This is a genomic window from Neorhizobium sp. NPDC001467 (assembly GCF_050275975.1).
Lineage (GTDB): Bacteria > Pseudomonadota > Alphaproteobacteria > Rhizobiales > Rhizobiaceae > Neorhizobium.
The window spans coordinates 162,038-188,809 of record NZ_JBNNPS010000001.1 but is presented as its reverse complement, the minus strand read 5'-3'; the positions used below and the strand labels follow the sequence as shown (position 1 = coordinate 188,809).

At 61.8% G+C, this 26,772-nt stretch carries 27 protein-coding genes; 12 read left to right on the top strand and 15 right to left on the bottom strand.

All coding sequences use genetic code 11. From position 1 onward, the window contains the following. Positions 1–9 precede the first annotated feature (9 nt). The 6 genes from ACQKKX_RS00955 to ACQKKX_RS00930 form a co-directional block, all read right to left on the bottom strand. Entirely contained in the window at positions 10–582 is a 573-nt protein-coding gene (locus ACQKKX_RS00955) for a sarcosine oxidase subunit gamma (RefSeq protein ID WP_427567942.1), read from the bottom strand. After that, positions 575–3,583 carry a sarcosine oxidase subunit alpha gene (locus tag ACQKKX_RS00950; protein ID WP_427567940.1) on the bottom strand — a complete coding sequence of 1,003 codons (3,009 nt, stop codon included), beginning with the start codon at positions 3,581–3,583 and terminating at the stop codon, positions 575–577. The genes ACQKKX_RS00955 and ACQKKX_RS00950 overlap by 8 nt, the downstream gene beginning before the upstream one ends. Beyond that, positions 3,580–3,936 (bottom strand): sarcosine oxidase subunit delta, encoded by a 357-nt coding sequence (locus ACQKKX_RS00945; RefSeq protein ID WP_427567938.1) that lies wholly within the window; start codon positions 3,934–3,936, stop codon positions 3,580–3,582. The genes ACQKKX_RS00950 and ACQKKX_RS00945 overlap by 4 nt, the downstream gene beginning before the upstream one ends. Before the next feature lie 19 nt (positions 3,937–3,955). Continuing rightward, positions 3,956–5,209: a sarcosine oxidase subunit beta family protein gene (locus ACQKKX_RS00940; RefSeq protein WP_427567936.1), complete on the bottom strand. Its 1,254-nt coding sequence runs from the start codon at positions 5,207–5,209 to the stop codon at positions 3,956–3,958. 166 nt (positions 5,210–5,375) lie between these two features. After that, positions 5,376–6,122 carry a hypothetical protein gene (locus ACQKKX_RS00935; RefSeq protein WP_427567934.1) on the bottom strand — a complete coding sequence of 249 codons (747 nt, stop codon included), beginning with the start codon at positions 6,120–6,122 and terminating at the stop codon, positions 5,376–5,378. A 190-nt stretch (positions 6,123–6,312) separates the two neighbouring features. Continuing rightward, the gene (locus tag ACQKKX_RS00930) at positions 6,313–7,287 is read right to left on the bottom strand and encodes a zinc-binding dehydrogenase (protein WP_427567932.1); all 975 of its coding nucleotides are present in this window, start codon (positions 7,285–7,287) and stop codon (positions 6,313–6,315) included. Positions 7,288–7,560: 273 nt separating this feature from the next. Here ACQKKX_RS00930 and rpsU point away from each other — a divergent pair, with 273 nt between their 5' ends. Then, positions 7,561–7,800 (top strand): 30S ribosomal protein S21, encoded by a 240-nt coding sequence (rpsU, locus tag ACQKKX_RS00925; protein ID WP_112728665.1) that lies wholly within the window; start codon positions 7,561–7,563, stop codon positions 7,798–7,800. 146 nt (positions 7,801–7,946) lie between these two features. Then, on the top strand, positions 7,947–8,822 hold the full coding sequence (locus ACQKKX_RS00920; protein WP_427569311.1) for a tetratricopeptide repeat protein: 876 nt from the start codon (positions 7,947–7,949) through the stop codon (positions 8,820–8,822). 81 nt (positions 8,823–8,903) lie between these two features. Here ACQKKX_RS00920 and ACQKKX_RS00915 read toward each other — a convergent pair whose 3' ends face one another. Beyond that, on the bottom strand, positions 8,904–9,128 hold the full coding sequence (locus tag ACQKKX_RS00915; RefSeq protein ID WP_427567930.1) for an aa3-type cytochrome c oxidase subunit IV: 225 nt from the start codon (positions 9,126–9,128) through the stop codon (positions 8,904–8,906). 244 nt (positions 9,129–9,372) lie between these two features. Here ACQKKX_RS00915 and ACQKKX_RS00910 point away from each other — a divergent pair, with 244 nt between their 5' ends. Together ACQKKX_RS00910 and ACQKKX_RS00905 are read left to right on the top strand one after the other, a co-directional pair. Beyond that, positions 9,373–9,912 carry a TRAP transporter small permease subunit gene (locus ACQKKX_RS00910; RefSeq protein WP_427567928.1) on the top strand — a complete coding sequence of 180 codons (540 nt, stop codon included), beginning with the start codon at positions 9,373–9,375 and terminating at the stop codon, positions 9,910–9,912. A 20-nt stretch (positions 9,913–9,932) separates the two neighbouring features. Continuing rightward, positions 9,933–11,444, top strand: coding sequence for a TRAP transporter large permease (locus ACQKKX_RS00905; RefSeq protein WP_427567926.1), 1,512 nt, complete (start codon positions 9,933–9,935; stop codon positions 11,442–11,444). 395 nt (positions 11,445–11,839) lie between these two features. Here ACQKKX_RS00905 and ACQKKX_RS00900 read toward each other — a convergent pair whose 3' ends face one another. Then, complete coding sequence (locus ACQKKX_RS00900; RefSeq protein WP_427567924.1) at positions 11,840–12,946, bottom strand: TRAP transporter substrate-binding protein; 1,107 nt, start codon at positions 12,944–12,946, stop codon at positions 11,840–11,842. A gap of 306 nt (positions 12,947–13,252) precedes the next feature. Here ACQKKX_RS00900 and ACQKKX_RS00895 point away from each other — a divergent pair, with 306 nt between their 5' ends. After that, positions 13,253–14,038 (top strand): gamma-glutamyl-gamma-aminobutyrate hydrolase family protein, encoded by a 786-nt coding sequence (locus tag ACQKKX_RS00895; RefSeq protein ID WP_427567922.1) that lies wholly within the window; start codon positions 13,253–13,255, stop codon positions 14,036–14,038. Positions 14,039–14,085: 47 nt separating this feature from the next. Here ACQKKX_RS00895 and ACQKKX_RS00890 read toward each other — a convergent pair whose 3' ends face one another. From ACQKKX_RS00890 to ACQKKX_RS00880, 3 genes are all read right to left on the bottom strand, one after another. After that, complete coding sequence (locus ACQKKX_RS00890; RefSeq protein ID WP_427567920.1) at positions 14,086–15,051, bottom strand: 2-hydroxyacid dehydrogenase; 966 nt, start codon at positions 15,049–15,051, stop codon at positions 14,086–14,088. A 40-nt stretch (positions 15,052–15,091) separates the two neighbouring features. Next, the gene (locus ACQKKX_RS00885; RefSeq protein WP_427567918.1) at positions 15,092–16,111 is read right to left on the bottom strand and encodes a LacI family DNA-binding transcriptional regulator; all 1,020 of its coding nucleotides are present in this window, start codon (positions 16,109–16,111) and stop codon (positions 15,092–15,094) included. Between the two features lie 111 nt (positions 16,112–16,222). Beyond that, positions 16,223–16,705 (bottom strand): MarR family winged helix-turn-helix transcriptional regulator, encoded by a 483-nt coding sequence (locus tag ACQKKX_RS00880; RefSeq protein ID WP_427567916.1) that lies wholly within the window; start codon positions 16,703–16,705, stop codon positions 16,223–16,225. Between the two features lie 133 nt (positions 16,706–16,838). Here ACQKKX_RS00880 and ACQKKX_RS00875 point away from each other — a divergent pair, with 133 nt between their 5' ends. From ACQKKX_RS00875 to ACQKKX_RS00855, 5 genes are all read left to right on the top strand, one after another. Then, complete coding sequence (locus ACQKKX_RS00875; RefSeq protein WP_427567914.1) at positions 16,839–17,654, top strand: creatininase family protein; 816 nt, start codon at positions 16,839–16,841, stop codon at positions 17,652–17,654. A gap of 51 nt (positions 17,655–17,705) precedes the next feature. After that, positions 17,706–17,957, top strand: coding sequence for a type II toxin-antitoxin system VapB family antitoxin (locus ACQKKX_RS00870; protein WP_427567913.1), 252 nt, complete (start codon positions 17,706–17,708; stop codon positions 17,955–17,957). Continuing rightward, positions 17,957–18,361, top strand: a complete 405-nt coding sequence (locus ACQKKX_RS00865) for a PIN domain-containing protein (RefSeq protein WP_427567911.1) — start codon at positions 17,957–17,959, stop codon at positions 18,359–18,361. The genes ACQKKX_RS00870 and ACQKKX_RS00865 overlap by 1 nt, the downstream gene beginning before the upstream one ends. A 142-nt stretch (positions 18,362–18,503) precedes the next feature. Beyond that, positions 18,504–19,661: a CobW family GTP-binding protein gene (locus ACQKKX_RS00860; protein ID WP_427567909.1), complete on the top strand. Its 1,158-nt coding sequence runs from the start codon at positions 18,504–18,506 to the stop codon at positions 19,659–19,661. A gap of 59 nt (positions 19,662–19,720) precedes the next feature. Beyond that, a complete protein-coding gene (locus ACQKKX_RS00855) occupies positions 19,721–20,707 on the top strand; it encodes a WD40 repeat domain-containing protein (protein WP_427567907.1) in 987 nt (328 codons plus the stop codon). 39 nt (positions 20,708–20,746) lie between these two features. Here ACQKKX_RS00855 and ACQKKX_RS00850 read toward each other — a convergent pair whose 3' ends face one another. Beyond that, entirely contained in the window at positions 20,747–21,913 is a 1,167-nt protein-coding gene (locus tag ACQKKX_RS00850) for a GGDEF domain-containing protein (protein WP_427567905.1), read from the bottom strand. A gap of 167 nt (positions 21,914–22,080) precedes the next feature. Here ACQKKX_RS00850 and ACQKKX_RS00845 point away from each other — a divergent pair, with 167 nt between their 5' ends. Then, positions 22,081–22,758, top strand: a complete 678-nt coding sequence (locus tag ACQKKX_RS00845; protein ID WP_427567903.1) for a spermidine synthase — start codon at positions 22,081–22,083, stop codon at positions 22,756–22,758. Between the two features lie 2 nt (positions 22,759–22,760). Here ACQKKX_RS00845 and ACQKKX_RS00840 read toward each other — a convergent pair whose 3' ends face one another. Next, positions 22,761–23,777, bottom strand: a complete 1,017-nt coding sequence (locus ACQKKX_RS00840; protein ID WP_427567901.1) for a serine hydrolase domain-containing protein — start codon at positions 23,775–23,777, stop codon at positions 22,761–22,763. A gap of 246 nt (positions 23,778–24,023) precedes the next feature. On the opposite strand from ACQKKX_RS00840, the gene ACQKKX_RS00835 reads away from it, so the two are divergent. Continuing rightward, positions 24,024–24,689: a DUF2937 family protein gene (locus ACQKKX_RS00835; RefSeq protein ID WP_427567900.1), complete on the top strand. Its 666-nt coding sequence runs from the start codon at positions 24,024–24,026 to the stop codon at positions 24,687–24,689. 167 nt (positions 24,690–24,856) lie between these two features. Here the strand turns inward: ACQKKX_RS00835 and ACQKKX_RS00830 are convergent, their stop codons facing one another. Together ACQKKX_RS00830 and odc2 are read right to left on the bottom strand one after the other, a co-directional pair. Next, a complete protein-coding gene (locus ACQKKX_RS00830; protein WP_427567898.1) occupies positions 24,857–25,429 on the bottom strand; it encodes a GNAT family N-acetyltransferase in 573 nt (190 codons plus the stop codon). 95 nt (positions 25,430–25,524) lie between these two features. After that, on the bottom strand, positions 25,525–26,655 hold the full coding sequence (gene odc2 / locus ACQKKX_RS00825) for an ornithine/lysine decarboxylase (protein ID WP_427567896.1): 1,131 nt from the start codon (positions 26,653–26,655) through the stop codon (positions 25,525–25,527). Between the last annotated feature and the right edge of the window lie 117 nt (positions 26,656–26,772).

The following is a 26,772-nucleotide window of genomic DNA, read 5'->3' as shown; positions in this document are numbered from 1 at the left end:
GCGGCGCCCTCAGAACGCCGCATCCCTCGCGCCTTCGGCGAGAAGCCCAAAGGCATAATCCGAAAACGACCGCCACACTTCCACCCGGAACGCATCTTCCGCCGTCCGCAGCAGCACGATCTCCACCTTGCCAAAGATGGTGCGCGAGCAGGCCCCGACAGGAAACGCATTCAGCGACAGGTCCTGCGGGCAACCGGTATTGATGGCGGTCGCTGCACCGGGCCCGGACACCAGGATCGCCGTGTTGCGGTGGGAAACATCGGTTGCCGAATGCGGCACCGTCGCCTTGGCCGCGGAGGCGGTGAGGCCAGTGCCGATCTCGCCCATATCGTCCGCGATCACCAGCCATTCATCCGGCCCCAGCCACAGGGCGGTTCGGCCGTCGGCGCAGGTCGATGTTTTCGGCTTGGTCGGCAGATCCACACCGAGCGCCGCCGACATGGCGACAATATCGGCCGCCGCCAGACGCAGCGAAATGCGCTCGGCCGGTGCTGCCGGTTCAAGCCGCACGACGGACGAGCCGCCATGCACGCCGGACAGTGGAAGGGTTCTGGTTGCGGCTTCAATACCAAGATCAGCCATTGATGCGGCCTCCTTCCTTGTCGACGAACACGACATCGGTCACTTCGACGGCGATGACCTTGTCTCTCATCGGCACGTAAAGCGTTTCACCAATCCGGGCCCGACCACCGGCGACAAGAGCCATGGCGATCGAGCGGCCGAAATTTTGCGACCAGTAGGACGAGGTGACGTGCCCCAGCATGGTCATCGGTTTCGGCTGGTCCGGATCGGCGACGATCTGGCCGCCTTCTTCCAGAACCTCGTTCGGATCCGTCGTCAGCAGGCCGACCAGTTGCTTGCGGCCCTCGCGCACGAGGTCGGGGCGTTTCAGGCCCCGGATGCCGACGAAATCTGTCTTCTTCCTGGAAACCGCCCAGCCATAACCGGCATCGTCCGGGGTAACCGTGCCATCGGTATCCTGGCCAACGATAAGATAGCCCTTTTCGGCGCGAAGCACGTGCATGGTCTCGGTGCCGTAAAGGCAGGCGCCCAAACTCTGCGCCCTTTCCCATATCGCCTTCCAAACCGCCGGACCGAAATCCGCCGGCACGTTGACTTCGAAACCGACTTCACCCGTGAAGGAGACGCGGAACAGACGTGCGGGCACGCCCATGACCGTGCATTCGGCAACCGACATATGCGGGAACGCCTCATTGGAAATGTCGAGCCCTTCGACAAACGGGGCGATGATGTCGCGCGCCTGCGGCCCCTGAACGGCAATCACCGCCCATTGCTCGGTGGTCGAGGTCAGCCATACTCTCAGATGCGGAAATTCCGTCTGCAGATAGTCTTCCATATGCTGCAAGACGCGCGGCGCACCGCCGGTCGTGGTGGTTACATGGAAACGATCCTCGGCCAGACGCCCGACAACACCGTCGTCATAAATGAAACCGTCCTCGCGGGTCATGATGCCGTAGCGGCACTTGCCGGGTCTGAGTGTGTCCCATGCGTTGGTGTAGAGGAGGTTCAGGAATTGAGCCGCATCCGGGCCCACCACCTCGATCTTGCCCAGCGTCGAGGCATCGAACACGCCGCCGACCTCACGTACCGTTTTGCATTCGCGGTTGACGGCGGCTGCCATGTCCTCGCCGCGTCTTGGAAAATACCAGGCCCGCTTCCAGTTGCCGACATCCTCGAAGGCTGCGCCTTCGGCCGCTTCAAGATCGTGCATCGGCGTCCTGCGGGCCGGATCGAACAGGTTTGCGCGCGAATGGCCCACCAGCGTGCCGTAAGTCACCGGCGTATAGGGGGCGCGGAAGGTCGTCAGCCCCACCTGCGGGATTGGCCGTCCGAGCATTTCCGAGGCGATGGCAAGGCCATGCATGTTGGAAAGCTTGCCCTGATCCGACGCCATGCCGTTGGTGGTGAAGCGCTTGATATGCTCGATCGAATGCATGCCTTCGCGCACCGCGAGGCGGATGTCCTTGGCGGTCACGTCATGCTGAAAATCCACGAAGGCCTTCACCACCGTATCGGGCCCCGCGCCTTCAGCGGCACCGATCATGCCGCCGGTCCATTCGTAGAGATTGGAGCCGGCAAAGGCGATGGCATCGGTGCTGTCAGCCCCCTTCTCTCCGGCCATTTCGGCCCCGGCGGCAAGCGCCTCGCCGATCAGAGCCGACAGGTCGTCGGTGCCGTTGCAGGCGCCGACCGAAATGCAATCCTGCGCGTAGACATCCGGCAGAAAGCGGTCATTCTCCGCATCGAATCGCAGCTTTCCGCGCGATTGCGAAAACAGATGCACGGACGGAGTCCAGCCCGCCGAGACGAGCAGCGCATCGACCTTCATTTTGCGGCTATTCTTCTCGCCGTTGCGGGCAACGGTGATGGAGGAGACGCGGTGACGGCCGGCCGTGTCGAGCACGCAATGGCCGGTAAGAACCTCGAGCCCAAGCGAACGGGCTTGCGCCAGCACCGCCTCGCCGGGCTGCGTGCGGATATCGACGATGGCGACCACCGAAACACCGGCACGCTTCAGATCGAAGGCGGCCTCGTAGGCACTGTCATGTGCGGTATAGACCGCGACCGCGCGACCGACGGCCACGCCGTGATGGTTGAGAAAGGTCCGCGCCGCCGAAGCCAGCATGATGCCGGGACGATCGTTATTGGCAAACACCATATGGCGTTCGATCGAGCCGGTGGCGAGGATGACCTTTTTCGCCCGCACCTGCCACAGCCGTTCGCGCGGCAGATCGCGGGACGGCAGCGCCATATGGTCGGTGACGCGCTCCACAAGGCCCAGGAAATTGTGGTTGTAATAGCCGAACACGGTGGTGCGGTTGAGCACCGTCACGTTGGGCATCGCCTTCAGTTTTTGCGCCGTGGCCTGCGCCCAGTCATAGCCGTTTTGCCCGTTGATCGCGGTCGATGTGTCGAAATGCAGCGCACCGCCCACTTCCGGCTGTTCATCGACCAGAATGACCTTGGCGCCGGTCGCAGCCGCAGACAGCGCTGCCGTCAGCCCGGCCACGCCGGCACCGGCGATCAGCACGTCGCAATGGGCGTAGCGGCTGGCGTAATGATCCGGATCGGCTTCCTTCGGCGCTTCGCCAAGACCGGCGGCGCGACGGATGATCGGCTCGTACAGCTTATGCCAGGCTTCCCTCGGCCACATGAAGGTCTTGTAGTAGAAACCAGCGGCAAAAAACGGCGACAGAAGATCGTTGAAGGCGCCGATATCGTGTTTCAGCGACGGCCAGCGGTTCTGCGAGGCGATCCTGGCGCCGTCAAAAACTTCCTGAACGGTGGCGCGCACGTTCGGCTGACGGCGGGCGGCGTCGCGCGAGACGTCGAGCAGCGCATTCGGCTCCTCCGGTCCGGCAGACAGGATGCCGCGCGGGCGATGATACTTGAACGAACGGCCGAGAAGATGCACGCCATGCGCCAGAAGCGCCGAGGCCACCGTATCGCCCTCGAGCGCCGTATAGGTCTTGCCGTCGAAGGTGAAACGGGCGGTGCGCGCGGGCGTCAGGCGACCGGCACCCTTGATGCGGAATGCACCGCTGTTGGAGGAAGCGCTCATCGTGCGTCTCCTTCGGTCGCTTCCCACGTCTCGACGGTCTTTTCCTCGGCGATCGCTTCAGCTTCTGCGGCAGCCGGGATCGGTTGTTTCGGAAGGCCGGCCTTGTAGGTCATCAGGAACCGGTCGCTCACAGTGTCCCGCGCCGCGTTGAAGAAGCGACCGCAGCCATGGATATGCCGCCACCGTTCGTAGGTGAGGCCCTTCTCGTTGTTGCGCAGGAAAAAGTATTCGGCAAATTCCTCGTCCGAAATTGCGGCGATGTTTTCCGGCCGGGCGATATGCGCCTCGCCGGCCCAGCGGAATTCCAGCTCGGAGCGGGTTTCCTCGCAATAGGGGCAGTGGATCAAAAGCATCTGGTCTTCCCCTATATGGTCAATGCGCGACGGCGGCGGCGGCCGCTTCGTCGATCAGACGTCCGGTGCGGAAACGGTCGAGCGTCAGGCCGGTGGCCAGACGATGCGGTTCGCCACGCGCGATCAGATGCGCGAACAGGTTGGCGGAACCCGGCGTTGCCTTGAAACCGCCTGTGCCCCAGCCACAGTTCACGAAAAGGCCGGGAACCGGTGTCACGCCCTGGATCGGCGAGCGGTCGGGCGTATTGTCGGTAATGCCACCCCATTGGCGCATCATCTTCACGCGGCGGAAGATCGGGAAGAGTTCGCAGATGGCATCCAGCGTATGGGTGATGATCTGCAAGCCACCGGTCTGGCTGTAGGAATTGTACTGGTCGGTGCCGGCGCCGATCACCAGCTCGCCCTTGTCGGACTGCGAGATATAGGCATGCACGGTGTTGGACATCACCACGCAGGGAAAGATCGGTTTCAGCGGTTCCGACACCAGCGCCTGCAACGGGTTGCTGTGGAGAGGCACGCGCACACCCGCCATCTCCATAACCACAGAGGAATGGCCCGCAGCGGAGACCCCGATCTTCTTGGCGCCGATAAAGCCCCTGGAGGTTTCGACACCCTGCACTTCGCCGCCCGGTCCGCGACGGATGCCGGTAACTTCGCAATTCTGGATGATATGCACGCCGCGATCGGCGGCGGCACGGGCATAACCCCAGGCGACCGCATCGTGACGGGCGGTGCCGCCGCGTCGTTGCAGGGCAGCGCCATTGATCGGGTAACGGGCCGTCTGCGAAATATCGAGCACCGGCACGAAGGCCTTGGCCTGTTCCGGCGTCAGCCATTCGTTGTCGATGCCGTAAAGCCGGTTGGCGTTGATATGCCGCTTGAACGACTGCCGGTCGTGGATGTTGTGCGACAGCATCATTACGCCGCGCGGCGAATACATGGTATTGTAGTTGAGATCCTGGCTGAGACCTTCCCACAGTTTCAGGGAATGCTCGTAGATGTCCATGCTCTCTTCATAGAGATAGTTGGAGCGGATGATGGTGGTATTGCGGCCGGTATTGCCGCCGCCGAGCCAGCCCTTTTCGATCACCGCGATATTGGTGATGCCATGTTCCTTGGCGAGGTAATAGGCGGCACCCAGTCCATGGCCGCCGGCACCGACGATAACGACATCGTAGGCGGAACGCGGCTCCGGGGAGGTCCATTGCTGCTCCCAGCCCTTGTGGGCCCGCATTGCCTCGCGGGCAATGGCGAAAACCGAATATCTGCGCATCTGGCCTCTCTTCCTTGGCGGGACCCGGGACTGCCCCGAATGGGTAGAACCATAGCCATCGCAAATCAATAAGCGTCGCAATGGCCACATTGCGACGCGGGAGAGGATTGTTTCGACAAGCGATGCGAAAGCTTCCACGAGCGCGGAAACGCCAGCCGGCTTTCGCTCACTTCACAACCGTATTGGTTGTCGTTGTTGTGGTGACGTTCGATCCGCTCGCCTGGGCGACAACCGGAGCAGGTTTGACGACTTGAGCTTTCTTGGCCGCTCCCCCTGCGGCAGCCGTTCGGGGTTTGGACGCAAGCCCGCGTGTTGCGACGTCTTTCAACAATTGCGAGCAGAATGTCCGTGTCAGCAGCAGATTGGACTGGTGGGCAGAGCGGGTCGTGTCATAGCTGCTTATGCAGCCGACCGTCATCGCGGACAGCGCCGCCTGCGGACCGGAGACTTCGATATTGGCTGCCGCTGCATCCTTGCCGACGAGGGCAACCAGCAGATTTCCGTATTGGCTGAGGATGATGGAATAGGCATCCTGCCCGATGACGCCGTTGGCGTAATTCTGACAGGCGGTATAAAGACCATCACGAAGCGCCAGCACGCCCGCCTCACGGCCTTCCCCCTCCGACCCCGTTTCCGTCTTGTCGATGTTGACTTCGAGGCTGCGCGCGCCCGCCGCCGTCGGCGTACTCTGCTTCAGTCCGGATTTATTGCCGAAAGCAATAAGGTAGTCGGGACTTGGCTCGGTACACACGATCGGATGGCCACGCCTCACGCGCTCGGTGACGAGGCGGATATTTCCCGTCGTCACTATGCCTTTGCTGTGACCGAATTCAACATGCGATACCTCGCTATTGGCGGAGTTGCATCCCACCAATCCGACAGCCAAAGACATCGCGACAAGTATCTCCAACATAGTTCGCCCCTCCACCGGCATTGCCGGATCCGTTTCAAGCACAATTGAAAACGCATGCAGTTCGGGAGGCGCCCCCGCGCAGTTTCAATCTGCACGAGGGTTCATTAAAATGCAATCGCTAGTTATATTTCGGCGGATTACACCCAGAGATACTTATAGCGACTGGCACAGACGCAAAAATCGACGCCCGTCAGCCGCGCAGCAGGACCTTGCCCTTGCGCCCCGAGCCGCCGGCGGCCGCAGCTGCCTTTGCGACATCGGCAAGATCGAAGACCTCCGAAACGGACAGTGACACGTTGCCGGCCGCAACCGCCTCGACGATTTCGCCGATCATCGCCTTCATCCTGTCGGGGGCGATCTGCGGGGCGATCTTGGCCAGCCAGAAACCTTTGACCACGGCCTGCTTGAACACCATGTCGCTTGCCGAAAGCTGCATCGGCTTGCCCGACATCAAGCCGAAGGAGACCACCTGCCCACCTTCACCGAGCGTGGACAACAGATCGCCGGAGGCCGGACCGCCAACCCCATCGACGCCGGCGCGGATCGGCGCACCACCGGCGAGCTTCGCGACCGCCTCGCGCCAGTCTTCCTGCGCGGTGGAAACCACGTTTTCGATACCGAGTTCGGCCATCTCCTTCACGGCTTCGTCGCGACGCACCAGATTGACGACGTTGACGCCCCGACGGCGAGCAAACATCGCAAGCGCTGTCCCAACGGCGCCATTGGCGGCGTTCTGGATGATCCAGTCGCCCTTTTCCACACCAATGAAATCCAGAAGGACCAGGGCGCTGAGCGGCATCGAGACCAGCTGCGCCGCGGCGCTGTCGGGGATCTGGTCCGGCAGCGGAACGACAGAGGATGCCTGGGCGAGATAGTGGTCCGACCACGTTCCCTTGCCCGATGCCGCCACCCGCTGGCCGATCTTGAGGTGACTGACGCCATCGCCCAGCGCATCGACAATGCCGGTCGCTTCGGTGCCGGCCACAGCCGGCAGATCCGGCTTCGTCCCATATTCGCCCCGGATCGTCAGCAGGTCATGATTGTGGATCGATGCCATCACCATGCGAATACGCACCTCGCCAGGGCCCGGCTGCGGAACCGGTGCCTCCTGAATCGCCAGGACCTCGGCCGGATCGCCGTAACGGGAATAAACAGTGGTGCGCATCTGTGGTCTCCATTCGTTGTTGGCCGACGATCGTCACACGTCGGGCTGAGATAAAATCCCTCTTCCTGACGGATATAGAGGACCGGCCGGCGGTTTTAACCGGGTTTTGCCGGGCATTTTTGCCGGTCCCGGCGCTATCGCGCTGGACTTTCCCCCGTCTCTCTGTTATCTGCACCCACCAATCGCACGGCTTACCCCGGGCGGACGCATTGTTTTGGCCTTGAATCCAAGGGGATCGGGCTACCAACCAGAACCAAAGGATCGGGATTTCACGTGCAGGTACTAGTCCGCGACAACAACGTTGATCAGGCTCTCCGCGCTCTCAAGAAGAAGCTGCAGCGCGAAGGCGTTTTCCGCGAAATGAAGATGCGCGAAAGCTACGAAAAGCCTTCTGAAAAGCGCGCTCGCGAAAAGGCTGAAGCTGTTCGTCGCGTTCGCAAGCTGGCTCGCAAGCGCATGCAGCGCGAAGGCCTGCTGCCGCAGACCCCGCGCCCGGCACGTCCGGCTCGCTGATCTGTCGTCTTTTCGACGTTTTCTCATGCTTAAGAGCGGCGGCGACCTGACGGACGCCGTCGCTTTTTGATTTCGTCTGGATAATCCCGGGACTGATCTCCGGCCGATATCCCTGCTTATATGAGGACAAGCGCCTGATGGCTGCCATGACTGCCGCTGATTCCATTTCGCATGGTGTTTCGCATTCCCAAGGCCGTCGCCGCAGCGGCATCGCTCCCGTTGCCCTCCTTCTTCTCGCTGCCAGCGCCTTGACGGCCTGCCAGTCGAGCGTGACCTCGATGGATACGATCCGCGTCGATCGCGCCCAGGGCTCGGAGCAGAACATCGCGTCCCTGACATCGGTCATCAATGCCAACCCGCAGGACCCCGAGGGCTATAACGTCCGCGGCTCCGCGTACGGCCGCGCCGGCGATTTCCGCCGCGCGCTTGACGATTTCAACCGTGCCCTGCAGCTGAACCCGCAATTCTACCAGGCCTATGCCAATCGCGCGCTGGTCTATCGCAACATGGGCAAGCCGGTGGAAGCCGCCAACGATTACAACGCCGCCCTGCAGATCAATCCGAGTTACGATGCCGCCTATATCGGCCGCGGCAATATCTATCGCCAGGCCGGCCGTTCCAATGAAGCCTTCAACGACTTCTCCCGCGCCATCCAGCTCGAGACGACGGACGGTCGCGCCTATCATGGCCGTGGCCTCATTCTGCAAAGCCGTGGCCAGCACGCCCAGGCGATCGAGGATTTCTCCAAGGCGATCTCGATGTCGTCGACATCAGCCGAACCATATAACGGCCGCGGCGTTTCCTACGTGGCGCTCAACGACGACGAAAACGCCTTTGCGGATTTCAATCACGCGATCGAGCTTGACGACAAGCTTGCGGAATCCTGGGCCAACCAGGCGCTGGTCTACGAGCGTCGGGGCGACAAGGCGCGCGCCGCGAAATCCTATTCGCATGCTGCTCGTCTCGACCCGAACTACAAGCCGGCCAAGGACGGCCTGGCGCGCACCCGCGGCGGCGCCTGATCGGCCGACGTTCAATTTTTGGCATGAGGCTTCACGGCCCCGCACAGGCGGGGCCGAATTCGTTTGGCGCGACCGTCGCCGTTATCGCAGGAGGAAAACGCCGGCGGCGTTGAGAACGATGAAGACGAACGCGGCGCCGATGAGGCCGGCGCTCGTGAAGAAGCCCGTGGCCATGGCCAGCAGCAGGACGACGATTACCATCACGGACCATTTGGTGCCGTTGAGGAAGAAATCATAGGTCTTTTCGTGCTCGCGGTAATCCATCGGCGCGCCGGTTTCGACCGGTGCGTTATCGTGATGTTCCATGCCCACTCCTCCAAGACAAGCCGGACGACCGGTCGTTGCTGCGGTGCCCGGTTCGATCATTCATTTGTCCGATGCAAGGCGAACTCCTGTCAAGAGCGGCGTATGCGCCCGTTGGCCCTCTGCGGTGTGTCCTTGCCGCCGCAGCAACGAAAGTTGCATAAGCACCGTCTTTCAATTTGATGATCGTTTTGTTACATCGCCAGAAGAGGAAAAGGATGGAGGAGGAGTCCATCCGGGGGGACGAATGGCGATACTGCTTCGGATCAGCAGCCTGGTCGACAGGCTGAGCGAAATTCTTGGGAAATTCTCGGGCTATCTGGTTTTGCTGTGCTGCCTCGTCAGCGCCGGCAATGCGCTCATTCGCTATACGTTCAACATCAGTTCGAACGGCTGGCTGGAAATCCAGTGGTACATGTTCGCCTTCATCGTGCTTATGGGCGCGGCCCATACGCTGCGCCTGAACGAGCATGTGCGCGTCGACCTCGTCTACGGCGCGGTATCGGAACGCAAGCGGCTGTGGATCGACGTGATCGGCCTCGTCGTCTTCCTGATCCCGGCCTGCACCTATCTCGCCTGGATCTGCTTTCCGTTCTTCTGGCTGTCATGGGTTCAGGGTGAAGTCTCTTCCAATGCGGGCGGGCTGATCCGCTGGCCGGTCAAGCTGATCATCTTTTCCGGTTTCGCTCTGCTCGTGCTTCAGGGTCTGTCGGAACTGTTCAAGCGCATTGCCGCGCTGATGGGGCTGGCCGCCGTCGACACGACCTACGAAAAACCGCTGCAATAAGGCATCCCGGGAGAGAGACCATGTTCGCTTACGGTGTAATGCCGCCCCTCATGTTCGTCGGCATGATCATATTCATGCTCTACGGTTTTCCCGTCGCCTTTTCACTTGCGGCAGTCGGTCTGTTCTTCGGCGTGCTGGGGGTTTTCACCGGCCATTTCGAGCAGGTCTTCCTGCAGGCCCTGCCCTTCCGCGTGTTCGGCATCGTCTCCAACGACCTGTTGCTGGCCATCCCTTTCTTCACCTTCATGGGGGCGATCCTCGAGCGATGCGGGCTGGCGGAAGACCTGCTGGAAGGCACTGGCAAATTGTTCGGTGCCGTTCCGGGCGGCCTTGCCTATGCGGTCATCGTGGTCGGCGCCATTCTTGGCGCCATTACCGGCACGGTCGCTGCCTCTGTCATCACCATGGGCGTGATCTCGCTGCCGATCATGCTGAAATATGGCTATAACCCGCGCCTTGCCACCGGCGTTATCGCCGCCTCCGGCACGATCACCCAGGTCATCCCGCCCTCGCTGGTGCTGATCGTTCTGGCCGACCAGCTCGGTCGTTCGGTCGGCGACATGTATCTGGGGGCAATCGGCCCTTCGATCCTGCAGGTCACCATCTTCCTGCTGTTCATTCTGGCGCTCTCCATCCTCCGGCCCAAGGATGTCCCCGCCCTGCCCCCCGAGGCCCGCGGCGAGATGAATGCCGCGCTGATCATGCGCGTGCTCTGGGGCATGATCCCCTCGATCGTTCTGATCTTCCTCGTGCTCGGCACGATCTTTCTCGGCCTTGCCACGCCGACGGAAGCCGGCGCGCTTGGCGTCGTCGGCGCCATGGGGATTGCCGCCCTGCATGGCCGCCTGACCTGGGACCTGACCCGCCAGGGCATGCACACGACCATGCAGATCACCTCCATGGTGGTCTTCATTCTCGTCGGCGCCACATGTTTCAGCCTGGTCTTCCAGGGCATGAACGGCGGCCTGTGGATCGAGCATCTGCTGTCTCACGTCCCCGGCGGGGCGCTGGGCTTTCTGATCTTCGTCAATATTTTCATCTTCTTTCTCGCCTTCTTCCTCGATTTCTTCGAGATCGCCTTCATCGTCATTCCGATGCTGGTGCCGGTCGCCAACGCGCTCGGCATCGACCTGATCTGGTTCGGCGTTCTGATCTGCATCAACATGCAGACGAGCTTCATGCATCCGCCCTTCGGCTTCGCGCTGTTCTACCTGCGCTCGATCGCGCCGAAATCTGTAAGGACCAAGGATATCTATCTCGGCGCCATCCCATGGCTCGGGATGCAGCTGATCCTGGTGGCCGTGGTGATCTTCTGGCCGGAATCGGTCACCTACTGGATCGACAAGGCGCCGGAAGTGGATCTCGACACGATCAAGATCGAGGTGCCCGGCTTCGGCAACGGCGGCGGCAACCAGATGCCCAATTTCGGCCTGCCGCCGATGGATGGCGCACCGGCGCAACCCGGCGGATTGCCGGGCCCGGGCTTGCCAGGAATGCCGAACCTGGGCGAGCCACCGAAAATAAACCCGTAAGGGTTGCTATTGTCGGCAACGACATCGGAGGGTATATTGACGGAGTGAGGGCAGAGTTGGAGCTCTGCCCTCATTTACTAGCTAATGAGGAAGTTGATCCGGAACGAGACCGACCAGCCTGTCCGGGTCTTCCTAAAATGCAGTGTAATGCTTAGTGGTAACCACATCGGCACTACCTCCGGTTCGAGAGCAAGGCTTATGCCTAAGTCGGTGAAGCCCGTCTTCACCGATGCTCCGGCTGGCCTCGGAGCGTTCTGCTTCTGCTCTCCAACATCCACACCGTATTGCAGGGCGTTCAAAACGCAACCGACAACACGCATAACTTGCATTGCAGGTCGTAAAAAATGCCCCGAACCTTGCGGCCGGGGCATGACCACGTCGGCGGCAATATCCGATCAGAGTTTGCCGCTGCGCTGCTGGATCATCATGAACGTGTCGAACGTGTATTCCGACAGTTGCAGCCAGAGATAGGCTTCCTTCTTATAGGCCACCTGATCCTCGTAGATCTTCTTGAAATCGGCATTTGTCGCCGAGATTTCCTTGTAGACCTCGAGCGATGCGTTGTAGCAGGCTTCGAGCACTTCCTGGCTGAACGGCCGCAAAGTCGTTCCCTGCGCTGCGATCTGCTTGATCGCGGTCGGGTTTTTCAGATCGTATTTCGCCATCATGTTGGTATTGGCGAAGGCGCAGGCATCGGTCAGCGCTGCTTGGTAGGCTTTCGGCAGGCTCTTCCATTTTTCCAGATTGACCAGCGAATGGATCGCCAGACCGCCTTCCCAGAAGGCCGGGTAATAGTAGTATTTGGCAACCTTGTAGAAACCGAGCTTGTGATCGTCATAGGGGCCGATCCATTCCGCGGCGTCGATCGTGCCTTTTTCCAGCGCAGGGTAGATGTCGCCGCCGGCGATCTGCTGCGGCACCGCGCCGAGCTTTTCGAGAACCTGGCCGGCCAAGCCGGCAATGCGCATCTTCACGCCCTTGAAATCGTCCACCGTATTGATTTCCTTGCGGAACCAGCCGCCCATCTGCGCGCCGGTATTGCCCGCCAGCAGGCCGTAAACGTTATGCTTGGCGAAAAATTCGTTCATCAGCGTGTTGCCATTGCCCTGATAGAACCAGGCATTGGTGAGACGTGCATTGAGACCGAAGGGGATGGCGCTGCCGATCGCAAAGGTCGGGTCCTTGCCGACGAAATAGTAGGCGCAGGTATGGGCCATTTCCACGGTGCCGTTGGTCACGGCATCGAGAGCCTGCAGGCCGGGCACGATTTCGCCCGCCGCAAACGGCTGGATGGTGAATTTGCCGTCGGTGGCCTCGGCCACGTGTTTCACCACATCATCGGCACCGCCGTAGATCGTATCCAGCGATTTCGGAAACGACGATGTCAGACGCCAGTTGACCTTGGGATTTTCCTGCGCGATGGCAGGCGCCGCAAGAAGACCTGCGGCGGCAGCACCCGTGCCCGTTACAGCCGCTTTCCTGAAAAATGTACGACGATCCATGTTCACCTCCCGTTGGCTCATGCGTCGAATCGACCAATGGCTGCGGAATTCTCCCGTTTCCGCTGCCACGGGCGAGACAACCATGACGTTTGAACGCTGGCAAGCGCGCGACCATGATTTTGACGCTTCGAACGCGAGGGGCCCTATGAGACTTTCGTCGTAAACGCCGGCCAGCGGCGCCTTGGCCGGCGTGCACATCCGTCAAAGACCCGGTGGCGATGCCGCGCCCGCGACATCGCTCCTTGACTTCCGTCCGTCGGCAAAGCCAAAAAGGCGCATTCCATGCAGCCTTTCGGAGCCTCCCGCATGCCCAAGCCGATCGTCGCCATTCCCGCCGACATCAAGGAGATCGAAGGCGCGCTTTGGCATGCCACGCCCAATCAATATGCAAGGGCGGCGCTCGATGTCGCAGCGGCCATGCCGATCATCGTGCCCGCCTTCGAGGATGGCAACGATATCGACACGCTGCTTGACCGCGTCGACGGCGTGCTGATCTCGGGCGCGGCCAGCAACGTCCATCCATCGCGTTACGGCCGGCAGGCGACGGACGCGGACGGCCTCTTCGATCTGGCCCGCGACGCCACCTCACTGGAACTGATCCGCCGGTCGATCGACCGCGGCATTCCGCTCCTTGCCATCTGCCGTGGCATCCAGGAACTGAATGTTGCGCTGGGCGGCACGCTTGCCAGCGAGATACAAGAGGCTGAGGGCATGTGGGACCACCGCAAGCCCGAGGGCGATCGCGACGTGATGTATTCGATCCGTCAGCCGGTCTTCGTCAGGGAAGGGTCCTGTATCGCAGCCTATCTCGGCACCGCCGGCGAAATTCAGGTCAATTCGCTGCACCGGCAGGCCATCGCCAGAACCGCCCCGGCGCTTCAGGTCGAGGCGACGGCCGCAGACGGCACGATCGAGGCCGTTTCCGTCATTGGCGCCAAGAACTTCGCCGTCGGCGTACAGTGGCATCCGGAATACTGGGCCGCCACGGACAGGCCTTCACGGCATCTGTTCGAGGCGTTCGGCGAGGCGGTGCGGACCTATGCAGCGCAGAAAGATCAGGCCCGCCCCTCTTACGACCGCGCCACCGGCTGATCCTGCGGCCCGGTAAGGCAAGGTCCGCCGCCGGTCAGTCGAGAACCTCATTTCTTGACCGGCGTTTCCGGCACCGGGGAGATGACCGTCTTGTCAGTGAACCAGCCGATCAGATTGTCCACAACCAGATCGGCCATCGCGTTACGGGTCGGCACCGAGGCGGAGGCGACATGCGGCAGCAACGAGACGTTGTCGAGATCGAGGAAAGCCGAAGCCGTTGTCGGCTCCTCATAGAACACGTCGAGACCGGCCGCGGCGATCGTGCCGCTGCGCAGCGCAGCTTCCAACGCCGCTTCATCGACGCTCGAACCGCGCCCGACATTGATGAATACGCCGTTCGGACCGAGAGCGGACAGGATCTCGGCATTGATGATCTTGTGCGTTGCGGCCGTGCCCGGCACGATGCAGATCAGCGTGTCGACCGCCTGCGCCATTTCCCGCAACGATGAATAATGGGTGTAGGATACGTCGCTGCGCGGCGTGCGCGTATGATAGCTGACCTTCAGCTTGAAGGCTTCCAGGCGGTGCGCGATCTCCAGCCCGATGCGGCCGAGACCGAGCAGGCCGACATGGCGCCCCTTCAGCGACAGCGGCGAAAGCGCAAACGCCCCCTCCGATTTCCAGCGGCCGTCGCGCAGCCATGCCTCGGCCCGCGGCAGGCGCCGCACCGTGTTGAGCAGAAGACCGATCGTGGTATCGGCCACCTCGTCGTTCAGCACATCCGGCGTATGCGTGACGATAATGCCTTTGGTTGCCGCATGGTCCGCATCGACGCCATCGTAGCCGACACCGAAATTCGAGACGATCTCGAGATTGGGCAGCGCGTCCATCCAGGCTCTCTGCAAGGTCCCGCTCACGGCAACGCCGCGCACTTTCGCGCGTGTGGCTTCGTCCAGTTCCAGTTCGCCGCCCTGCTCCGGCACCCGGACGATGTCGAAATCGCGTTCCAGCCGCTCCAGCACGCGCGGATGAATGCGGCCGGGAATGAGGACGGTGACGGATTTGTCGGTCATGCTGTTCTTCCTGTGCTGGTTCGATGAAAGGCAAAAGATGTCAGCGCGGCCGGTGCGGCCCCGTGGACTGGCGAATGCGCATTTCCGGCTTGATCAGGTGGATGCCATCCGGCTCGTGGCTCCCGGCCAGGCGATCGAGCAGCGCGCGCGCCGCCAGCCGCCCGACTTCCGCCTGCTGGTTGGAAACCGTGGTCAGCGCCGGCAGCGCGATCGAGGCCTGTTCGAGATCGTCATAGCCGGTGACCGAGATATCCTGCCCGACCACGAGACCGGCACGGGCAATGCCGTTCATCAGGCCGATGGCGACAAGATCGTTCCAGCAGACGGCGGCGGTCGGCTTTTGCGGCAGCGACAGGAAATTCACCGCTGCCTCGAAACCGCCCTGCATCGAGCGCGGGCCCGGAATACGCAGGTCCGGATCGACCTCGATACCAGCCTTGCGCAGCGCGTTGACATAGCCATGATACCGGTCGCGGCCGGTCGACGTCTGGTCGGTGCCGCCGATCATGGCGATCGACCGATGGCCAAGCCCGATCAGATGGTTGGTGGCCAGAGAAATGCCGTAGCTGTCATCACCGCGATAGGTCGGCAATGCCGTGCCTTCCAGCGAACGCGCGACCAGAATGAGCGGCATGCCGTTGGTTTCCGCAAGCCGGACATCCTCGATCGGCGTTCCGATCGCCGGCGACATGATGACGCCGTCTCCGCCGAGCTGCAGCAGCGTCTCGATGAAATTGCGCTGCTTTTCGACCGAATCGTAATGGTTGGAAAGGATGAAGGTCTGGCGGTTGCGGTCGAGTTCGGTCTCGATGGCTTTCAGGATTTCGCCGTAGAACGGGTTCATGATGTCATGCACCACGACGCCGATAATGCCGGAGCGCGACGTGCGCAGGCTGGCAGCTCTGCGGTTGTAGATATAGCCCAGCGCGCGCGCCTGTTCCTTGATCTTTTCCCGGGTATCGGCCGCGACGAGCGGGCTGTCACGCAGGGCCAGGGAAATCGTGGCGGTAGAAAGCCCGAGGCTTTCGGCAATGGTCGACAGTTTTATCTTTTGGGCCACATGTCCTCCGGGGCTTAAGCGCACCAGACAGGAGGCGCAATCAGGAATTAAATTCTTAAAACAGTTTAATTCCCATTCGCAAGAGTTGAAATCCGTTTCGTGACAGCCGGGTCATTCCTCACGCGGCTGCAGGTTTTCGTCGACCGTGCGCAGAAGCTTGATCAACGTCTTGACGTCCTTGTCGGAAAGGCCCTTTGCCGCGCGTTCGCCGCAACCGGCGGCGGAGCGCCTGATCTGTTCGACGCTTTCGCGGCCAAGATCGGTCAGATGCACCTTGGCGAGCCGCCCGTCCCTGTCGTCGGCACGGCGCTGCAGAAAACCCTGTGCCTCCATGCGACCGATCGTGCGGGTCATGGTGGGCGCCTTGACCCCGAGCTTTTCGGCCAGATGTCCGGGCGTCAACCCGTCCTCGTCGGCAAGCAGCGTGATGACGCCGTCCTGCCCGGCATAAAGCCCGCTTTCCGACAACATGTGGCTGAGCGCCGTGCGCATCGAGCGCGCCGCCTGGGTGATCGCGGGAGCGATGTCGACAGCCTCATAGGCGCCCTTCTTCTTCGGCGGCTTGGTCTTCTTGTCCGTCTTCTTCTTGCTCATTCGCCTGATCCACCCTGCTTTTCCGACCCGCCCGAAGCTTGGCAGCTTGGCCCTCTCTCGCCGGACTTTGCCACGGCGATGGCTTGCCGATATAGGAAGCTCATCCATAGCGAAAGCCGGGAACCATCGCCAGATGTCCAGTATCCAGTCTTCCCCCGCCCGTCCTCCAGCACCCCGCTTTGCCGAAAACGATCCGGGGCTTTCGGCAGAGGCGCGGCGCGACTGGATCGCCGTCCTGCCGCTCGGCGCCCATGAACAGCACGGCCCGCATTTGCCCTTCGAAACCGATGCGCTGATTGCTGAAGGTCTAGTGGAGCGTGTCATCCTAAAATTGCCGCAAGACCTGCCGGTGACCTTTCTGCCGGTCGAACCGGTTGGTTATTCCATAGAGCACATGGATGTGACGGGCACAAAAACGCTCGCCTATGCGCAGGCGATCGACCGGTGGCTCGGCATTGCCCAGGATCTGCACAAACAAGGCATCCGCAAATTCGTGATGCTGAACGCCCATGGCGGCAATTCTCCGCTTCTCACCATCGTGGCAACGGAAGCGCGCATACGCTTCGACATGCTGGCGGTGGCGACAAGCTGGACCCGTTTCGGCCAGCCGGACGGCTGGATTGCGCCCGCTGACAAGGCGATCGATATCCATGGCGGCGATATCGAAACCTCGGTCATGCTGGCTCTGTGGCCGGACAAGGTGAACATGGCAAAGGCGGAAAAGTTCGCCTCGCGGCAGGCCGAGTTTATCCGTGATTACAGGCACCTGCGCGCCTACGGACCACATGCCTTTGGGTGGAAGATGAGTGACCTCAACGCACAGGGCGCGGCCGGCGACGCGAGGGCCGCCACCGCCGAACGCGGTGAGCATCTGGTGGCGCATGCGGTGACCGGGATCATCGAGTTGCTGGAGGATGTGGCGCGGTTTGACCCCTCCGTTTTAATGTAGTCGCCAACGGTCCGATATGAGAGAATGCAGCATTTCCCTGAGGTCAGACCGATGACGCTGAATATTAGCAGTGAAAAAGCAGATGCTCTTGCGCAGGAACTGGCAAGGATAGATGGAACTTCTGTCACCCAGGCAGTTATTGTCGCCCTGCAGGAAGCTTTGAACCGGCGGAACTTTCACGAGAGGCCGACAGAAACCGCCCGCCGGATTCTGCAGGAACACGGCCTGTCGTTCAAACACGGCCGTAGACCGGTCCCGCCGAGTGCCTACCACGACCTCGACCACGACATGGGCAAAAGCTGATGTTTATCGACGCCTGCGCTGTCATCTGGATAATGGCAGGTGAAGATACCGCTGCGGATTATGAAGAGGCTTTGTCAGCGGCTTCCTCGTCATACATATCGCCACTCGCCGCCTGGGAAGCAATCATCGTTCTGGCACGCGCCGATCAGTTGGATTGCAGCTACGAACAATCAGCCGACGTTGTCTTCGAATGGCTGGACGCGCGCGGGATAGAAATAAGGGAGTCCGGCCTTCCGCGCGAATTGCTGAGATATGCCGTTAAGGTGGCTGGAAAACACGGCATCGGAAAACGTCATCTTAGTAATTTCGATTGCTTCCACTACGCCTACGCCAAAACGACCCAGAGACCGCTCTTGACGATGGACAAATTGCTGCGGGTAACCGATGCGGAGGTTCTTCCATGAAAACCCACTCGGATCACCCCACCGTCATCTTATAACATTAAACCCTTTGAACTCCTCCCGGCTTGCTCTTATATGGGGCGGACCGGATGTCCGGGTCCCAAAATTCCGCGCGATCAGCGCCCCAAAATCTCTCGAGGTTTCCATGACCGAAGCAGCCACCGCTAAGCCCGTTCCCGTTACCGTGCTGACCGGCTATCTCGGCGCCGGCAAGACGACGCTCCTCAACCGCATTCTCTCCGAAAGCCACGGCAAGAAATACGCCGTCATCGTCAACGAATTCGGCGAGATCGGCATCGATAACGACCTGATCGTCGAGTCGGACGAAGAAATCTACGAAATGAACAATGGCTGCGTCTGCTGCACCGTGCGCGGCGACCTGATCCGCGTCGTGGAAGGCCTGATGCGCCGCCCCGGCCGTTTCGACGGCATCATCGTCGAGACCACCGGCCTTGCCGATCCTGTCCCGGTTGCGCAGACCTTCTTCATGGATGACGACGTTCGCTCCAAGACCGAACTCGACGCGGTCGTGGCTCTCGTCGACGCCAAGCATCTGCCGCTGCGCCTGAAGGATTCGCGCGAAGCCGAAGACCAGATCGCCTTTGCCGATGTCGTCATCATCAACAAAACCGATCTCGTCACGGCGGAAGAACTGTCCGTAATTGAAGAAATCGTGCGCGCCATCAACCCGACAGCCCGCACCCACAAGACCAACCGTTCGCGCGTCGATCTGAGCGCCGTCCTCAACCAGGGCGCTTTCAACCTCGAGCGCGCGCTGGAAAACGATCCGCATTTCCTCGAGCATGGCCATGAGGATCATGTCTGCGGCCCGGATTGCGATCATGACCATGATCATGGGCACCATCATCATCACGATCACGATCATGGGCACGACCACACCTGCGGTCCAGATTGCGGCCACGATCATCACCACCATGACCACGGCCATCACCACCACCATTCGCAGGGCGCGGTTGCGGCGATCCACGACCTGACGGTCAAGTCGATCTCGTTGCGCGGCGGCGAGATGAACCCGGAGCGCTTCTTCCCCTGGATCCAGAAGATCACGCAGACGGAAGGCCCCAACATTCTGCGCCTCAAGGGCATCATCGCCTTCAAGGGTGACGAGGAGCGTTATGTCGTCCAGGGCGTGCACATGATCGTGGAAGGCGATCACCAGCGCCCGTGGAAGGATGGCGAAAAGCGCGAAAGCCGCCTCGTCTTCATCGGCCGCAATCTCGATTTCGCCAAGATCGAGCAAAGCTTCCTCGCCTGCCAGGCGACGGAAAAGACACCGGCCTGATTACCCGGATCGACCAAGCGGTCATCGACGAAATCCATGCATGAAAGAACGAAATACTGATGCCGACCGTTGCACCGCTTGATCTTGAAGGCCATGTCGTCGGGGTTCACTTCCTCGGCGACACTCCATTCTTCGCCACCGCGAGCGGCACGATCCACCGCCTTGATGGCGGCGAAAAGGTCGAGGAAGCCCACCAGGGGCTGATCACCTTCGTGCGCGATCCGTTCAGCAACACGCTGCTGACGGGCGGCGAGGACGGCAAGGTTCTGCGCATTGCGCCGGATGGTTCGACGACGCTGGTGGCCGAAGCGCCGCGCAAATGGATCAATGTCGTGGCCGGCGGCCCGCAGAAGGCGGTGGCCTACGCCTATGGCAAGTCCAGCTTCGTCACGCTCGCCGATGGCACGACCAAGGAATTTACCGAGGAACGCAGCGTCGAGGCGATTGCCTTTGCACCGAAAGGCATGCGCATCGCGGCCGCCCGGTATAACGGCGTGTCCATGCACTGGGTCGGCACCAATGCGCCGGCGCAGGATCTGGAATGGAAAGGTGCCCATACCGGCGTCACCTTCTCGCCGGATGGCCGTTTCCTCGTCACCATGATGGTCGAAAACGCCCTGCACGGCTGGAAGCTCGACGGCAAGGCTGGGGACGCCCGCCACATGCGCATGACCGGCTATCCGGCCAAGGTGAAATCACTGTCGTGGTCGCCCAAGGGCAAATGGCTCGCATCATCCGGTGCGCCGGCTGCCATCGTCTGGCCGTTTGCCGGCAAGGACGGCCCGATGGGCAAGGCACCGCAGGAACTCGGCACGCGTGCCAACATCATGGTCACGCAGGTAGCCTTTCACCCGGCAGAGGAAGTGCTGGCGATCGGCTTCATCGACGGCATGATTCTCGGCGTGCGGCTGGCTGATGGCAAGGAAGCGCTGCTGCGCCGTCCCGGCAAGGGCGGCATTACCGGCTTCAGCTGGAGTGCCGACGGCAAGCGCCTCGCCTTCGCGTCCGAGGCCGGCGATTGCGGCGTGGTGGACATCTCGGCCTGATCCCTTCCGTGGTCAGGGGTGCGACATCCGAAAGACTGCCTAAGCGGCCTGCAACGGCTCGTCGAACACGTCGACACCGTCACGGCCATCGCGCTTGCGCCGGTAGAGCGCCTGATCTGCCTTGTGCAGAATAGCCTGCAGCGTTTCTGCCTCGGCCTTGTGTCCGGTCGCAACGCCGATGCTGAGCGTCGGTCGGGGGCTTGTGCCCGTGACCAGGTCCACCACTGCGGCACGGAAGGCCTCGCGGATCGCCTGTGCCATGGCGGCCGCCTCCGCCAATGTCCGACCCGGCAGGACGACGACGAATTCGTCGCCGCCATAGCGTGCGATCAGGTCATCAGCGCCCGTTGCTCCTGTCGCCGCCGAGGCGAAGGCACCAAGAACGTCGTCGCCTGTGGCATGACCCAGACTGTCGTTCAGCTGCTTGAAATTATCGACATCGATCAAAAGCACCGCGATCGGCTGCTTCGGCAGCGCGCTGAAGGCACGGCTCATGCCGGCCCGGTTGAGAACGCCGGTCAGCGGGTCGTGATAGGCCGCATTGGCAAGCTGTATCTGCGTCCGCTCGGTCGCCATCATCATGATCACCATGCAGCGCAGCGTCAGAAGCAGCATGGCGACGAGCCCGAGCGTGGCATGCAATTGATCGCCGTTATGGAACAAGGGACCACCGCCGAGACTGCCCCACCAGCCCATCATCGCACGCGCACCATACAGCGTGGCCGTCAGGGCAAACAGCCCTGAAGCCAGCTCGGCTGAATAAAGCCGCTCCTCGCGCGCCATCCGCCGCGCCTCCCAGGCCACCGCCATGTCGAACAGCGCGCAGATTGCCGAGCAGAACACGATGCGGGGCATGGATTGCGAGGGATCGGTAAAGATCAGGAAATAGGGCAGGCTGGGCAGGCCTGCCATCAGCAGCACGATGCAGGGACTGGTCTTGCGCCCTGCAAATTCGCGGATCGCCACCGGCAGCAACGCGCTGCCGACAATGGTCATCATGTTGCCGACCGAGATGGACAGGATGTCGGGAGCGATCTCGCGCAGCACGATTAGAAAGGAAGCGAGCCCCAGCAGGATATTGTTGGCGCTCCACCATGCCAGCCAGCGGCCGAAGCGGCGGGTCAGAAACGCGGCGGCCTGCACCGTGCCCATGATCACACAGGCCAGTCCCGTCATCGCGTAGATCGTACGTAGATCGAATTCCATTCCGTCACCCCAGCTTCCGGCCGCAAAGTGTAGGCAACCTGTCCTTTACAAAAGATGACACTAACTCGCTTAATGCGAGCAATTATCGATTGTCCCGCAATATTGCGGTCACGGCATCAACCGGTCATAAGGCGCGCAGCGGCGGATTTTGCCTGTGGAGTGAAACGATGATCCCCTGGAAAGTGCTCGATACGGCTAAGGTGCCGGGTGGACGCGACGAATTGCGTCTGAAACAGCGCGGCACGGAATTTTCCATCATGCTTGGCGCCAACGAGCTGATGAACAGCCGGCTGAGCGGTTCGGAAGAGGCGCTGGCAAAGCTCTCCTGGGAAAAGATCATAGGCCGCAAGGCGCCAAAAATGCTGATCGGCGGGCTCGGCATGGGCTTTACGCTGCGCGCCGCTCTCGCACAGCTGCCGCAGGATGCGCAGATTACCGTGGCCGAACTGGTGCCGGCCGTCGTCGCCTGGGCCCGCGGCCCGATGGCAGATGTCTATGGCGACTGCCTGTCGGATCCTCACGTCACCATTCGTGAAGGCGACGTCGCGGACTTCATCAATGGACACGCCAAGGCATGGGATGCCATCCTTCTCGATGTCGACAATGGTCCCGAAGCGCTGACGCGCGACGAGAATGACCAGATCTACGCGTCGCGCGGCCTGCGTGCCGCCAAGGCAGCGCTCACGCCCGGCGGCGTGCTTGCGGTCTGGTCATCGGCGCCCGATCCGAAATTCACCCGCCGTCTGCAGGGCTCGGGCTTTACCGTCGAGGAAGCGCGGGTGAAAGCAAACGGCCGTGGCAAGGGCAGCGGTGCGCGCCATATGATCTGGCTGGCCACCGCCTGATTTCAGGCGGACTGAACGGCGCCGATGATATTGCCCAGCAGGGCATGCAGATCGTCGCGGTAACCGCTGCGCGCCGAAGGGCCGTTGTCGCTCGAGGTCATCGCCACCGTCATCTGCAGCGATGGCACGACATAGATCATCTGGCCGCCATAGCCCCAGCCGAACCAGACGCCGTGACCACCGATCATGCGGTTGAACCAGCCATAGCCGTAACCGTCACCGGAGAAGCGCGAGTTTGTCCTCACCTGCCAGGACGCGGCGATCCACTCAGCCGGCACCACCTGCCGCCCCTCAGCCGTCTTGCCGCCATTGCGGTAAAGTTCGCCAAAAGCCAGCAGCGAGCGCGCCGTCATGGCCATCTGGTTGCCGCCGAGATAGATGCCCTGCGGATCGCGCTCCCACGCACCAATGCGGAAATCATCCACGGCTGAGAACCATTCCCGCGCCAGTTCCAGCGTCGATTTGCGCCCGACCCGCGTCAGGATGGCGGAAAGAAGATGCGTCGAGGCTGTGGAATAGAGCATGTCGCCGCCCGGTTCTCCGTCGAAAGGCTCCGACAGGGCGAAACGCACCCAGTTGCCGCTGGAGACCCAGCGCCCGTAATTCGGACCCGACATGCGCGCCAGACCCGACTGCATGGACAGGAGGTTGCCGATGGTGATGTCGTTCAGCCGCGGATCGGGATCGGTCGGCAGGGCCGATTTCAGGATCGGTGCGATCTTCTGCCCCGGACCCTCCAGCAGCTTCCTGCCGATGGCAATGCCAACCATCGCCGATATGATCGATTTCGAAGCCGACTTGATATTGGTCGAACCTGTGAGCGCATGGCCATTATAGGCGCGTTCGCCGAGAGATCGGCCCTCCCGTTTCACCAGCACGACCTTGAGCGGCGTCAGGCTCGACGCGGCATCGAGCACCGCCTTGAGATCGGGACCGGCAGCAGGGCGGGTCTGGGCGAGGCTGCGGGAGGCGGCAAGCGCCAGCGGCAGAGCAATGAGTGCGGTACGGCGATTGAGCATGATACCCCAACTAGTGCGCCGGGCTCGGCGCGCCCATGCCGGAATGCCTCGTTTCACACCATGGTGAAACGGCGTGAGCGACCGTTCACAACAAAGCCTTGGCCCGCCATTGTGCCGCGACAAACTCTTCCACGGAGCAGTGCCATGCCCCCAAAGCACCGGCAAGCGCCCCCGCATCAAAGACAGGTGTCGCAACCTTTGCTGCGCCCTGCCGTTTAGAATGCTTGATCAACCGGGATCGCGATCATGCTGATGTTCGGAAGAATGCTGGCCATGGCAATGGCTTTGCTTGGCGGAATCGTCTTTTCGCAGGCGCCGGAATTCGCACAGCAATACCGGCAGCGCATCGGCGGCGCGCTCGACGAATTGCGCGCCGTGATCGCCCGCTTCGACAGCGAAGCCGACCGCAACGGCCTCGATCGCGAGCGGGCGCTGGGCATCTATTCCGCATCGCCCGAACGGTTCCTGCGTTCGCAGGGCGATTCCATGCGCCATACGTTCAGCCGCTATGAGAACCTGGAACAGCAAAGCCGGGAACTGCAGGAGGCCTCGCAGCTCGCAAAACCACTCATCCTTTTCAGCCGTCCCGATGCCGATATCTTCGCCAATGCCTGGCGAGACTACGTGCCGGGTGTCCCCGTCAGCGTCGCCGGACTGATCTGGGGTGGAGTAGGCCTGATCCTCGGCTGGCTGGCCGCCGCGCTGTTCGGTGCCGCCTCGCTGCGCGCACGCCGTCCCCGCCGCCGCCGGCACGTGGCTGCAAGTCATTCAACGGGTGGCGATGTTGAAGCCCTGCCCCACGCCCGACCCGCGGCCGATCAGGATCGCGATGTGGAGACCATCGAGGCGAAGTCAGACCTTCGGAAACCGGCCGGCAGTGAACACCGGCCAATCGATCTGCGACAAGCCTGACGAGAGAAACAACGTCAGCGAAACCTCGTGCATGCCGGTTGCTTAGGTAGCGATGAGCACCGGAGCGCGACCGACAGCCTTCAGCAGACGCGAAAAGACCCGCCTTCCCTCACGGGAACGCGGGCCGGCAAATCCTCAGACTGATCGCATTGCGGCACGCCTCGCGCTCAGGCCAGCTTGCGTCCACTCGCCACGATCATGCCAGCGGCATCCTCCAGCCAGCTGGCCTTGAGTTCCAGGCCCAAAAAGCGTGCGCGGTCGCAGGGGCCGGGCATGACGAGATGCCGGGTCTTGTCGGCAGAAAAGCCGAACTTCTGGTAATAGGGAGCGTCCCCGACCAGAATGATGGCGCCGTGGCCACGGCGCGTGGCTTCCGAAATGGCGGCGCGCATCAACGCAGCGCCAATGCCCTTGCCCTCGCGGGCCGGATCGACGGCAAGCGGGCCGAGCAGCAGCGCATCGACCGGCACGCCGTCGGCGGCAACGCCGGCTTCGATGTTCCACAAGCGAACGGTGCCGATGACATGGCCGGACGCGTCACGCGCAACCAACGCCAGGCCTTCGGCCGGCAAGCGATTGTTGCGGATCTTTTCGGACGACTTCTTGCGGCGATCCGCACCCATGGCGCGATCGAGCAGATTTTCGCGAGCCACGACATCGGCCGCATTTTCGGCGGAGATCGTGAAGGATTTGGCTTTCGGCGCGAGGAATGCGCGTACAGAATCAAGAACAGCGGCCATCTTGGCCTCCCGTTACTCAAAACCGTTTCAAACGGCGTCGTCGGATCATTGTGGAGGTGCGGCTCCCGTCTGGAGGACCGGGAACCGCGAATTTATCAGATCACGTAGGCCTTGAGCGGATCAAAGCCGTTGAAGGCCACCGCCGAATAGGTCGTCGTGTAGGCGCCGGTGCCTTCGATCAGAACTTCGTCGCCGATCGTCAGCGTGAGCGGCAGCGGATACATGTTCTTCTCGTACATGACATCGGCCGAATCGCAGGTCGGGCCGGCCAGAACGCAGGGCTCCATCTCGTCCTGATCGCGCGTGGTGCGGATCGGATAACGGATCGCCTCGTCCATGGTTTCGGCAAGACCGCCGAACTTGCCGATGTCGAGGAAGACCCAGCGATGGTTGTCATTGTCCGACTTGCGCGAAACGAGAACGACTTCCGCCTTGATGACGCCCGCATTGCCGACCATGCCGCGACCCGGCTCGATGATCGTCTTCGGCAGGTTGTTGCCAAAATGCTTGCGCAGCGAAGCGTTGATCGCCTGGCCGTATTCCTCGGCCTTCGGGATGTCGCGCAGGTACTTGGTCGGGAAGCCGCCGCCCATGTTGACCATCTGCAGGACGATGCCCTGCTTGGCCAGTTGGGAGAAGACGCGCTTGGCATCGGCGAGCGCCGAATCCCAGGCATCGACCTTGGTCATCTGCGAACCGACGTGGAACGACACACCGTAGCTTTCGAGACCCAGCTGGTGCGCGTAGACGAGAACGTCGACGGCCATCTGCGGCACGCAGCCGAACTTGCGCGACAGCGGCCATTCGGCGCCCTCACCGTCGGTCAGAACACGGCAGAACACCTTGGCACCGGGCGCGGCACGAGCGATCTTTTCGACTTCCTCGTGGCTGTCGACGGCAAACAGGCCAACGCCGAGCGCGTGGGCGCGCGCAACGTCGCGTTCCTTCTTGATCGTGTTGCCGAAGGAAAGGCGGTCAGCGGTAGCGCCGGCGGCAAGGGCCATCTGGATTTCGGCAACCGAAGCGCAATCGAAGCTCGAGCCCATGGAGGCGAGCAGTTCCAGGATCTTCGGTTCCGGGTTTGCCTTGACGGCATAGTAGATCGAGCTGTCCGGCAGTGCGTGGCGGAAAGCCTTGAAATTGTCGCGCACGACGTCGAGGTCGACAACGAGGCAGGGGCCTTCCGGACGCTCGGTACGGAGGAAGTCGAGGATACGTGCAGTCATCGTTCAAACCCTCTGGAGCACCACGCTCCGGCAAGAGGACAAAGGACGTAATGAGTATGCGCCAACAACGGTTTTTGGAGACACCGCCGCCTAGCACGCTCAAACGCGCGATCGATG

Bases quoted from the DNA above. Each gene is read 5' to 3' on its own strand.
- ACQKKX_RS00955 (WP_427567942.1), bottom strand. From the start codon at position 582: ATGGCTGATCTTGGTATTGAAGCCGCAACCAGAACCCTTCCACTGTCC.
- ACQKKX_RS00950 (WP_427567940.1), bottom strand. From the start codon at position 3,583: ATGAGCGCTTCCTCCAACAGCGGTGCATTCCGCATCAAGGGTGCCGGT.
- ACQKKX_RS00945 (WP_427567938.1), bottom strand. From the start codon at position 3,936: ATGCTTTTGATCCACTGCCCCTATTGCGAGGAAACCCGCTCCGAGCTG.
- ACQKKX_RS00940 (WP_427567936.1), bottom strand. From the start codon at position 5,209: ATGCGCAGATATTCGGTTTTCGCCATTGCCCGCGAGGCAATGCGGGCC.
- ACQKKX_RS00935 (WP_427567934.1), bottom strand. From the start codon at position 6,122: ATGTTGGAGATACTTGTCGCGATGTCTTTGGCTGTCGGATTGGTGGGA.
- ACQKKX_RS00930 (WP_427567932.1), bottom strand. From the start codon at position 7,287: ATGCGCACCACTGTTTATTCCCGTTACGGCGATCCGGCCGAGGTCCTG.
- ACQKKX_RS00920 (WP_427569311.1), top strand. From the start codon at position 7,947: ATGACTGCCGCTGATTCCATTTCGCATGGTGTTTCGCATTCCCAAGGC.
- ACQKKX_RS00915 (WP_427567930.1), bottom strand. From the start codon at position 9,128: ATGGAACATCACGATAACGCACCGGTCGAAACCGGCGCGCCGATGGAT.
- ACQKKX_RS00910 (WP_427567928.1), top strand. From the start codon at position 9,373: ATGGCGATACTGCTTCGGATCAGCAGCCTGGTCGACAGGCTGAGCGAA.
- ACQKKX_RS00905 (WP_427567926.1), top strand. From the start codon at position 9,933: ATGTTCGCTTACGGTGTAATGCCGCCCCTCATGTTCGTCGGCATGATC.
- ACQKKX_RS00900 (WP_427567924.1), bottom strand. From the start codon at position 12,946: ATGGATCGTCGTACATTTTTCAGGAAAGCGGCTGTAACGGGCACGGGT.
- ACQKKX_RS00895 (WP_427567922.1), top strand. From the start codon at position 13,253: ATGCCCAAGCCGATCGTCGCCATTCCCGCCGACATCAAGGAGATCGAA.
- ACQKKX_RS00890 (WP_427567920.1), bottom strand. From the start codon at position 15,051: ATGACCGACAAATCCGTCACCGTCCTCATTCCCGGCCGCATTCATCCG.
- ACQKKX_RS00880 (WP_427567916.1), bottom strand. From the start codon at position 16,705: ATGAGCAAGAAGAAGACGGACAAGAAGACCAAGCCGCCGAAGAAGAAG.
- ACQKKX_RS00875 (WP_427567914.1), top strand. From the start codon at position 16,839: ATGTCCAGTATCCAGTCTTCCCCCGCCCGTCCTCCAGCACCCCGCTTT.
- ACQKKX_RS00870 (WP_427567913.1), top strand. From the start codon at position 17,706: ATGACGCTGAATATTAGCAGTGAAAAAGCAGATGCTCTTGCGCAGGAA.
- ACQKKX_RS00865 (WP_427567911.1), top strand. From the start codon at position 17,957: ATGTTTATCGACGCCTGCGCTGTCATCTGGATAATGGCAGGTGAAGAT.
- ACQKKX_RS00860 (WP_427567909.1), top strand. From the start codon at position 18,504: ATGACCGAAGCAGCCACCGCTAAGCCCGTTCCCGTTACCGTGCTGACC.
- ACQKKX_RS00855 (WP_427567907.1), top strand. From the start codon at position 19,721: ATGCCGACCGTTGCACCGCTTGATCTTGAAGGCCATGTCGTCGGGGTT.
- ACQKKX_RS00850 (WP_427567905.1), bottom strand. From the start codon at position 21,913: ATGGAATTCGATCTACGTACGATCTACGCGATGACGGGACTGGCCTGT.
- ACQKKX_RS00845 (WP_427567903.1), top strand. From the start codon at position 22,081: ATGATCCCCTGGAAAGTGCTCGATACGGCTAAGGTGCCGGGTGGACGC.
- ACQKKX_RS00840 (WP_427567901.1), bottom strand. From the start codon at position 23,777: ATGCTCAATCGCCGTACCGCACTCATTGCTCTGCCGCTGGCGCTTGCC.
- ACQKKX_RS00835 (WP_427567900.1), top strand. From the start codon at position 24,024: ATGCTGATGTTCGGAAGAATGCTGGCCATGGCAATGGCTTTGCTTGGC.
- ACQKKX_RS00830 (WP_427567898.1), bottom strand. From the start codon at position 25,429: ATGGCCGCTGTTCTTGATTCTGTACGCGCATTCCTCGCGCCGAAAGCC.
- odc2 (WP_427567896.1), bottom strand. From the start codon at position 26,655: ATGACTGCACGTATCCTCGACTTCCTCCGTACCGAGCGTCCGGAAGGC.